The 9,684-nt window shown below is 38.1% G+C and carries 10 protein-coding genes; 6 read left to right on the top strand and 4 right to left on the bottom strand.

Features of this window, described 5'->3' with window-relative positions; translation table 11 throughout:
- Positions 1–55 precede the first annotated feature (55 nt).
- From OMHG_RS19405 to OMHG_RS02800, 4 genes are all read right to left on the bottom strand, one after another.
- Positions 56–277, bottom strand: coding sequence for an oligosaccharide flippase family protein (locus OMHG_RS19405; protein ID WP_010648135.1), 222 nt, complete (start codon positions 275–277; stop codon positions 56–58).
- A 43-nt stretch (positions 278–320) separates the two neighbouring features.
- Positions 321–1,601 carry a hypothetical protein gene (locus OMHG_RS17430; RefSeq protein WP_010648134.1) on the bottom strand — a complete coding sequence of 427 codons (1,281 nt, stop codon included), beginning with the start codon at positions 1,599–1,601 and terminating at the stop codon, positions 321–323.
- A gap of 47 nt (positions 1,602–1,648) precedes the next feature.
- On the bottom strand, positions 1,649–1,840 hold the full coding sequence (locus OMHG_RS02805) for a hypothetical protein (RefSeq protein ID WP_010648131.1): 192 nt from the start codon (positions 1,838–1,840) through the stop codon (positions 1,649–1,651).
- Between the two features lie 295 nt (positions 1,841–2,135).
- Positions 2,136–2,336, bottom strand: coding sequence for a cold-shock protein (locus OMHG_RS02800; RefSeq protein WP_010648129.1), 201 nt, complete (start codon positions 2,334–2,336; stop codon positions 2,136–2,138).
- 455 nt (positions 2,337–2,791) lie between these two features.
- On the opposite strand from OMHG_RS02800, the gene manA reads away from it, so the two are divergent.
- The 6 genes from manA (at position 2,792) to OMHG_RS02770 (ending at position 9,376) form a co-directional block, all read left to right on the top strand.
- Positions 2,792–3,748 carry a mannose-6-phosphate isomerase, class I gene (manA, locus tag OMHG_RS02795; RefSeq protein WP_044476759.1) on the top strand — a complete coding sequence of 319 codons (957 nt, stop codon included), beginning with the start codon at positions 2,792–2,794 and terminating at the stop codon, positions 3,746–3,748.
- A 186-nt stretch (positions 3,749–3,934) separates the two neighbouring features.
- Entirely contained in the window at positions 3,935–4,243 is a 309-nt protein-coding gene (locus OMHG_RS02790; protein ID WP_010648126.1) for a PTS sugar transporter subunit IIB, read from the top strand.
- Positions 4,244–4,267: 24 nt separating this feature from the next.
- A complete protein-coding gene (gene celB, locus OMHG_RS02785) occupies positions 4,268–5,572 on the top strand; it encodes a PTS cellobiose transporter subunit IIC (RefSeq protein ID WP_010648124.1) in 1,305 nt (434 codons plus the stop codon).
- Positions 5,573–5,647: 75 nt separating this feature from the next.
- Positions 5,648–5,953, top strand: a complete 306-nt coding sequence (locus OMHG_RS02780) for a PTS sugar transporter subunit IIA (RefSeq protein ID WP_010648123.1) — start codon at positions 5,648–5,650, stop codon at positions 5,951–5,953.
- Positions 5,954–5,980: 27 nt separating this feature from the next.
- Positions 5,981–7,369 carry a glycoside hydrolase family 1 protein gene (locus OMHG_RS02775; RefSeq protein WP_010648122.1) on the top strand — a complete coding sequence of 463 codons (1,389 nt, stop codon included), beginning with the start codon at positions 5,981–5,983 and terminating at the stop codon, positions 7,367–7,369.
- A 93-nt stretch (positions 7,370–7,462) separates the two neighbouring features.
- Positions 7,463–9,376, top strand: a complete 1,914-nt coding sequence (locus tag OMHG_RS02770) for a BglG family transcription antiterminator (protein ID WP_010648120.1) — start codon at positions 7,463–7,465, stop codon at positions 9,374–9,376.
- Positions 9,377–9,684: the final 308 nt, after the last annotated feature.

Here is a 9,684-nt window from a genome sequence, read left to right as displayed (position 1 = left end):
ACTTCCAAGATACTTTTTTTGTTTATCTTTATCATTTAAGTAATCATAAAAAAATCTAGTAATTGCACCATGTAATGATAAAAGTAAAAATAAGTTGAAACATTCCAGCTAGCGTTTGTACCGTAGTCATTATTCCATATTCTTCTGGACTAAGGTAATTTGTGTATATAGGCATCATTACTAGGCCTATAGCCGGCGTCATCATGGAACCTATAATATATAAAAATGAATTTGACAAGAATTTATTACCTTTAATAATTGATAAAAGCTTATTCATTAACATTACTTCCTACTTTTTGTAATCTTTGAATCACCTGTATTTATTCCTTAAAAAAATAATCTCTCGCAAACTCTTTTAACTTATAATTTTTAATGTGTGATATCGCTTCATCTGCATTTGATGCAACTTCAACAATACTTTTATTTATTATGTCGTTCATATATTCTATACCCATTATATTAAAAAGAATTGTTTTGCAATTAAGTGTTAGACCCTCAAAAATAGCCGTTGAATAAACACCTATTTGAAATTCTGATTCAGCGAATAAATTATATAGATTTTTTTTATTGTTATCTATAATCTCTATATTCCCGAGATGAGATGCTTCTACTAGACTAGGATATGCTTTTCTCCATCGGTCGTATTCTCCTGGATGAAGTTTATAAATAAAATGGTAGTCTGGCATTTTTTCTGCGATCTCTTTAGCATGTATAGATAGTTCCTTACCAATAGTACCTTGAGAGACAAAAAGGACCTGTTTATCTTTTTTGGGTTTTTTCTTGTATTTTTCTATTTGTTGGTTTAGATACGGGAAACCATAAATTTCTATTTCTGTTTGTTTCGGAAATCTCGGAGTGTTAGCCCAGTAATTCCCGAATGTCAATAATTTATCTGGAAAGTATTTTATTTTTTTTGTTGGGTCACCAAAATTATAAGCAAAGTGATAAGCAGTTATCACTCCATGTTGGAATTCGATTACTTGTATGCCTAATTCCTTTGCAGCTGCAATTATAGGCAATTTACCATATGAAACAACTACATATATTGCTCTTGGCTTTCTTTTTTGTAATAACTTTTTGTGATATTGGTATTTATATAAAAAGCTTTCAATATAATTCGTAATATCTTCATAAAAACTTAGATTATTAACTTTAAACCGATTTTTTATTCCATTTTGAATTTCACTAATCAATAATCTTTCATTTGCTGTGAGTCTTAATTTAAATAATTTCTTTTTTATAAAAACTGATAACATTTCGTTATCAAGATACTTTCTATTTTTTTCAACCTTTGAAATATGTTTTAAAAGATAAGGTGCCTCTATAACATCGAATTTACTCGGATCGGAAGATTTCAAAAAATCCTTCGTATATATATCAATATTATTACCTTCAACATTTATTTTCCTTTCGTGGTCATATACTAAATAGTCTACTTTATATTTTCCTAATAAGGGATTTTTATATATTGAATTAAATACTAACCTTGTTGAAGCAAATAATTTACCCTTGATTTCTTTTTTATTATTATGAGCTTGACTATATCCTAATAAACTCGTGGAGAGCTCCTTAAAGACTGTAAATCTTATTACCTCCCACAAACGAATCCCTTGGACCGTATGATACAGCAATTATAAATAAAAATGACCTAGCTATTGGGCAAGTCAAGTTCCCGGTATGCTTCCTGATATTTCCCGCCTGATGAAACCTCAGCATGGTATAAAGCCTTAAGCGCATAGCTTTTCTCAAGATCATGTTCTTTCATTATTCTTTTTAACTCTTTTTGTAAATCCTCATTGTCCATAACTAGTTTTTTCATGTGAGATGTATAATATTTCATCTGCCGCTAACTCCTTTTCGCATCAATTATTCAATAAGCTCTGCATACTATCTAATTTTATTATTGCCTTATGGATTGCTTTTACATCCGGACCAAGCACTTACATACAATTACTTCACGAGTAATAGATAAACAAGCTTAATCGCGACGTTGCTGAAGAATTATTTTTTGTTCCTGTTATTACTTAAATCAATCATTCGATAGAGGAAATTCCGTACTAACGGAAACAAATGGGAACCGTTTCGCCTAAAGTAAAAAAGCCCTTCTCATATGAGAAGAGCTTTTTAATGTTTAATTATAATTTTTCTACATTTGCTGCTTGTGGACCACGGTTGCCTTCTTCAATGTCAAAAGAAACTGCTTGGCCTTCATCTAATGATTTGAAACCGTCGCCTTGAATTGCTGAGAAATGTACGAATACATCTTCTCCACCTTCAACCTCGATAAAACCGAAACCTTTGTCTGCGTTAAACCATTTTACTGTACCGTTACTCATAAGAAAATTCCTCCATGTGCTTTAAAGCACGATTATTACTTTTGGGTTCAAGATAATAATTCAAGACGATGATAATCACTAGATAGTTATTACAAATATCTTGTTTTGCTAAACCGAACATCAATAAGTTAATCTTATTATAACACTTAATAGCAGAAAAGATAGCCTATATGAAATATTTTTTTATAAAAGATGGGTTACAAGGATATATTCCCACTGATTAAACGGGCTGTTAAAGGTCTTTTTTGTCCAAAAGGGGCCAAAAATAAATTTTATTAGCGGATCAAATCTTATTGCAGACAGGGTATCTCTTTTCTCTATTTAGGGATGGTTATTATGATAGAATAGATTTATTGGAAGCTTTTCGGTTAGGTGGCTTGGACATGAACTTTGTAAAGCAATCTTTCCAAGCCAATAATCCAAATCGGTCGGAAATAAATCCAGGAGGGAAACAAATGTACAAAGAACCAATCTTTCTTAAACCCGTATTTCAGGAACGAATCTGGGGCGGAAAAAAATTACATACAGAATTCAATTATGATATTCCTTTTGAGCAGACTGGTGAGGCATGGGTGATTTCGGCACATCCAAATGGTCCCAGTATTATCGAAAATGGACCTCTTGCTGGCAAGACACTTGCCGATGCCTGGGAACGTCATGGTGAACTTTTCAATAAAAACGAGAATAATAGTGAGGAATATCCGTTATTGGTAAAAATTCTTGATGCAGCGGATGACTTATCCGTTCAAGTACATCCTAATGATCAATTTGCCCGTGAAGTAGAGGGTGTACCTTATGGGAAAACCGAGTGCTGGTATGTGTTAAGCGCAGAAGCGGATGCGGAACTCGTTCTTGGCCATAACGCGTCCACTCGTGAAGAATTAGAGCGAATGATGGATAACGGCGAATGGGATAGCCTGCTGAAACGGATCAAAGTGCAGGCTGGGGATTTTGTTTATGTTCCAAGCGGTACGGTACATGCAATCGGCAAAGGAATTGTTATTCTGGAGACGCAGCAGAGCTCGGATATTACATACCGGGTATATGATTACGACCGGACAGATGCAGCCGGCAATAAGCGTGACTTGCATCTGGAGCGTTCAAAAGAGGTAACTACTGTCCCGCATCGGGATGCAGAAGTGAGCCCAAGCAAAAAGACTGTTGATGATCTGACCGTTAAAACGCTCGTTGAAGAGCAATATTTTACGGTTTCCCACTGGCAGCTCAATGGGAAAGCAGCTCAAAAGTTAGACCATGATTTTCTGCAGGTTAGTATGGTAGAGGGCAATGCTGTGGTAAAGGTCCATGGAGAAAGCTATCCGATTGAAAAAGGCAGTCACTTTATTTTGCCTTTTGGCTTAGAAAGCTTCGAACTTATCGGTACAGGTGAATTCATTGTGTCACATACTTAATATAGAATCGGATGATGTGTGGGAGCAAGGGATTTCATATTCCCTTGCTTTTTTTCAGCCTTTAAATGAAAGCGCTTAATAATTTCCTCTACCTAACGGAAAAACGATGTGTTCAGATGAAAGCGCTTTTAAATTAAAATGTAATTAGATACAAAAATATAAAGAAACATTCAAGGAGGACTCATCATGAAAAATATATTATTGGCATGTTCATCAGGAATGTCTACGAGTTTATTAGTTTCTAAAATGAAGGAGGCTGCTGAGGCAAAAGGGATTGAGACTACCATTTGGGCTGTAGCACAGGACAAGGCTCCACAGGAAATGGAAAAGGCCGATGTTCTATTGATTGGACCTCAAATGCGTTTTATGAAAAAGAAATTTGCAGTCGTAGCAGAGAAGGTTGGAATTCCTTTAGATGTTATTGATCCGGTTTCTTACGGGAGAGTGGATGGCAAGGCAGTATTGGAAAAAGCATTGGAGCTTATGGGTGATTAAGGAATTGAACAGGAGGAGCTTAGCATGAATAAATTCATGGAGTTTTTAGAGAAATTTTTGCTGCCTATTGCAGATAAGTTAAATAACAATCGTTACTTGAGTGCATTGCGTGATGGATTTATGGTAGCTTTACCATTAATTATCTTTGGTTCTATTTTTGTCGTTATTGCAAACTTTCCATTTTTAGATAGGCTGCTCAGTGAAGATGCATTTACAGCATATCAAAATGCCCTTGGACCGGCATCTGCAGCTACATTAAGTATTATGGGGACATTTGTTATCATCGGTATAGGCTATAAGCTTACAGAACATTACGGATTGGAAGCAATTTATGGTGGTGTAGTAGCCTTTGCTGCTTTTCTGATTTTGACGCCACAGATTTTGGAAGGGGTATCTGGTGTCATCCCAACTTCAAGCTTGGGTGCTCAAGGGATGTTCCTAGGGATATTCACTGCATTCATATCTGCAGAGCTTTACCGATTCTTTGTCCAAAAAAATTGGACCATTAAAATGCCGGACGGGGTACCTGATGCGGTATCGAAGTCATTTAGTGCATTAATTCCTATTTCACTGACATTATCGGTCTTTTTATTAATACGCATCATTTTCAGCTATACACATTTTGACACGGTACAGAACTTTATCTATACGATTATTCAAGAGCCATTGACTGCATTGGGAAGCGGGCTCCCGGCAACTGTTATCGCAGTACTATTGATCCAGTTGTTCTGGTTCTTTGGATTACACGGGCAGATTGTAATCAACTCCGTATTTGATCCGATCTGGTACGCGTTAAATGATGAAAACTTACATGCCTTTCAAGCAGGTACAGAGTTACCGAACATTGTAACAAAGCAATTTATTGATACATTTTTAGTTGGTATGGGTGGCTCTGGCATGACCTTAGCAGTCATAATCCTGATTTTTATGATAGGGCGAAGCAGACAGCTGAAAGAATTGGGGAAATTAGGAGCGCCGGCTGGTATCTTTAATGTAAACGAACCTATCATTTTTGGGCTTCCGATAATCATGAATCCATTAGTTATTATTCCTTGGTTATTGGCACCAGTGGTTATCACTTTCATTACGTACTTTGCGATGTCAACAGGCTTAGTTCCACCGCCTGCAGGAATTATCGTACCATGGACAACGCCACCGCTTATCAGTGGATTCCTGGCAACAGGCAATGCGTGGCAAGGGGCAGTGTTACAGGCCTTTAATCTCCTGGTTGTCAGCATCATCTGGTGGCCATTCTTGAAAATAATGGACAAAAACTATTACGAAAGTGAACAAAAGGCGAGCAAAGACACAAATGAAAAGGCGAGCTAACAAGCAAAGACATGGCTCCTGTTTCGATAAGGGGCCAATTTCCCTTCATTCCAATACAACCAAGGAGAGAGATTTATGGACAACATATCAGAAATTGCGTTTCAGATTATTTTATATGCTGGAAATGGCAGATCCAGTGCAATGGAAGGCATCCAAGAAGCGAAAGAAGGTAATTTTGAAGAGGCTGACCGTTTGATTGAGGAAGCAGGGGAAGAACTGGGGAAGGCGCATAATTATCAAACAAAGCTATTGCAAGAAGAAGCTAAAGGAGAGGGAACATCTGTTAATGTCATTCTAGTACATTCACAGGATCACCTCATGACGGCAATGACAGTAAGGGATTTAGCCATTGAGATTATTGAAATCTACCGTAATAAGTAAAAGAAATAAGTGATTGGAGGCAATACCATGACTTTAAATTATAAATTTCCAGAAGGCTTTTGGTGGGGTAGTGCAACATCGGCAACGCAGATAGAAGGTGCTGCCAATGAGGGAAATAGGGGGCAAAACATTTGGGATTACTGGTATGAACAAGAACCGAATCGTTTCTTTGAAAATATCGGCCCTGAAATAACTTCTGATTTCTATCATCGCTATAAAGAAGATATTCAACTGATGAAAGAAGTTGGGCATAATTCATTTCGAATGTCTATTTCCTGGTCAAGATTGATTCCGGGCGGTCGCGGGGAAGTTAATCAGGAAGCCGTACAGTTTTATAATGATGTCATTGATGAATTACTCGCTAATGATATTGAACCATTTGTAAATCTGTTCCACTTTGATATGCCCATTGAATTACAGCATGAAGGTGGATGGGAAAGCAGGGAAGTGGTTGATGCATATGTAGATTATGCAAAAGAAGCATTTCAATTATTCGGTGATCGTGTAGCGAAATGGTTTACCTTCAATGAACCGATTGTACCAGTTGAAGGCGGCTATTTATATGACTTCCACTATCCAAATGTTGTGGATGCAAAGCGTGCAGCCCAAGTGGCATATCATACGATGATCGCCAGTGCAAAAGCAGTAGAGGCCTTCCGGGAATTCGATATTAAAGATGGTAAAATCGGGATTGTCTTAAACTTGACCCCCTCGTATCCCAGAAGTCAAAATCCTGCCGATTTGAAGGCATCACACGTTGCAGACCTATTCTTCAATCGCAGTTTTTTGGATCCGGCTGTTTTAGGGGAATATCCACAAGACTTAATTGATATTTTAAAAGAGTACGAACAGCTGCCGAAAACCGAAGAAGGCGATCGGGCGCTATTAAAGGCAAACACGGTTGATATTTTAGGGGTGAATTATTACCAGCCTCGCCGTGTGAAAGCGAAGGAGCATCAACCGAATCCAGATAGCCCTTTTCTGCCGGATTGGTTCTTTGATAACTATGAGATGCCTGGTCGGAAAATGAATATTTACCGGGGCTGGGAAATCTATGAAAAAGGCCTCTATGATATTATGATTAATCTTCGGGATAACTATGGAAATATTGAATCATTCATTTCAGAAAATGGCATGGGTGTTCAGAATGAGGAGCGATTCCTGAAAGACGGGGAAATTCAGGATGATTATCGCATTGAATTTATCCGGGAGCACTTGAAGTGGCTCAACAAAGCGATTCAAGAAGGAAGCAATGCTAAAGGCTATCATATGTGGACATTCATGGACAACTGGTCATGGTCCAATGCTTACAAAAACCGCTACGGATTTGTGTCCATCAATCTTGAAGATCAATCGCGCTCCTTGAAAAAAAGCGCACATTGGTTTAGAAAAGTTTCAGATAATAATGGGTTCTAAAGATAGAATAGTAAGGATAGGCACGGAAGGTTCTAGTTCTTAGATTGAGCTGGAGCCTTTTTGCCACATCTGATTTGATAAGGAGAGAGGGCAATGTTAAACTCTCGAATGAAAATAATCTTACGTGAATTAATGACTGCAGAAGCTCCGATTTCCAGCAACTACTTAGCTAATCTAAATCAAGTTTCTTCTCGAACAGCAAGACAGGATATAAAAGATCTTAACGGAATATTGTCTGGATCCGGCGCTCTCATAGAATCTGTCATGGGGAAAGGATATCGGCTCGGAATCAATCACGATAAATTATTTCGTGATTTTCTTAAGGAAACATTGCATGATTCAGACAAGGGCAACCAGGAAATCCCTAGAACGCCAGAAGAGCGGATTAATTATTTAATAAAACGCCTTCTGCTAAGTGAGGGATTTTTAAAGCTGGATGATTTGGCAGAAGAATTGTATATCAGTAAGTCAACCATCCAAAATGATATCAAAGAGATAAGGAAAAAGCTTGCGAGATATAAAATCACGTTAGAATCTCGTCCGAATTATGGGCTGAAAGTAAAAGGCAATGAAGTAAAGCTGCGTTTCTGTATGGCGGAGTATATCTTTGACCGAAATGAGCCAATTATTGAGCCATATTTAGATTCTATTTCACAGGCAGACATAGAAGAAATTTCCCAAATTATCATGAGGAAGATAAAAGTTCATCAAATAACACTGTCGGATATCGCAATGAATAATCTGCTTATTCATATTGCAATTGCATATAATCGAATTGAAAGCGGATATCATGTATCATTACAACAAGAAGATCTAAAGGAAATTACGGATCAGTATGAATATGAGGTGGCAAAAGAAATTGTAAAGGAAGTGGAGCATCACTTTCAAGTCAATTTCCCATCAACAGAAATTGCATACATAGCGATTCATCTGCTTGGAACAAAAATCGCTTCCCAATCCGATAGCGTGGTCGAACAGGTGATGGACCCAGAAATAATGGAATTGGTCACCATTGCGCTGGAAAAGGTTGAAGAAAAGTTGAATTTGGAGCTCAAAGATGATAAAGAATTAGTTTTCGCTCTGTGTCTGCATTTAAAGCCTGCGATTAATCGATTCAGATATGATATGAATCTTCGCAATCCAATGCTTGAAGATATCAAAAAGAATTATCCATTAGCATTTGAAGCAGGGATTATTGCCGGAATAGCAATTGAAGAGCATACATCCATCAAGATTGATGAAGGTGAAGTAGGTTATCTTGCCATCCACCTTGGAGCAGCAATTGAACGGAAAAAATTAACATTAGGACCAAAGCGATGCTTGATTGTCTGCGGCTCGGGGATGGGAACTGCCAAGCTTATCTACTATAAATTAAATGCCCAATTTGGACAGTTTTTAGATATAGTAGGGACTACAGAATACTATACGTTAAGTCAATATAACTTCGAGGATATTGATTTCATAGTCAGCTCCATTCCTATTTCAATCAATATTCCAGTGCCTGTTATTGAAGTGAATGCAATTTTAAGAAACAGTGATCTGCTGAAAATAGAAAACAGAATTATGAAAAATAAACAGCTCGTTTACAGCTATCTGCAAAAGGACCTTGTATTTTTACAGAAAAACTTCACAACGAAAGAAGCCGTATTGGAATTTCTGAACGAAGAGCTTCTCAAAAAAGACCTGGTAGATGATGACTTGCTTGAGGCAGTATATGAAAGAGAAAAAATAGCTCCGACCGCATTTGGAAATCTCGTAGCTGTTCCCCACCCCATCACGCCAAAGTCTGCCCGCACTTTTATTGCAATATGTACACTTGAGAAGCCGATACAATGGGGAGAGAAGTCAGTACAATTTGTAGGCTTGCTCTGCGTGAAGAAAGACAGCCAAGAAGATCTGCAGAACATGTATGATCGGTTCGGCCAAATTATCGATAGCAGTACCGTAGTGGAACAATTAGTGAAAGCAGGAACGTACGAGGAATTTATGAAGGTATTTCGCGGTTGAATCGCGGGAATAGGAGGCCGCTGCCTGGCGGGGTTCCGCGGCCCGGGATTTAATTCCGCGATTTTTGCAATAATTCCGCGGCCCGGGATTTAATTCCGCGATTTTCGCGATAATTCCGCGGCCAGGGAGATAATTCCGCGATTTTCGAGATAATTCCGCGGTCCGGGAGATAATTCCGCGCTTTTCGGAATAATTCCGCGGCCAGGGAGATAATTCCGCGCTTTTCGGGATAATTCCGCGGTCCGGGAGATAATTCCGCGATTTTCGAGATAATTCCGCGGTCTGGGAGATAATTCCGCGGTTTTCGG

The sequence above is a fragment of the Oceanobacillus massiliensis str. N'diop genome (assembly GCF_000285495.1).
Classification (GTDB): domain Bacteria; phylum Bacillota; class Bacilli; order Bacillales; family Amphibacillaceae; genus Oceanobacillus; species Oceanobacillus massiliensis.
This window is presented reverse-complemented; position numbering and strand designations above follow the sequence as displayed.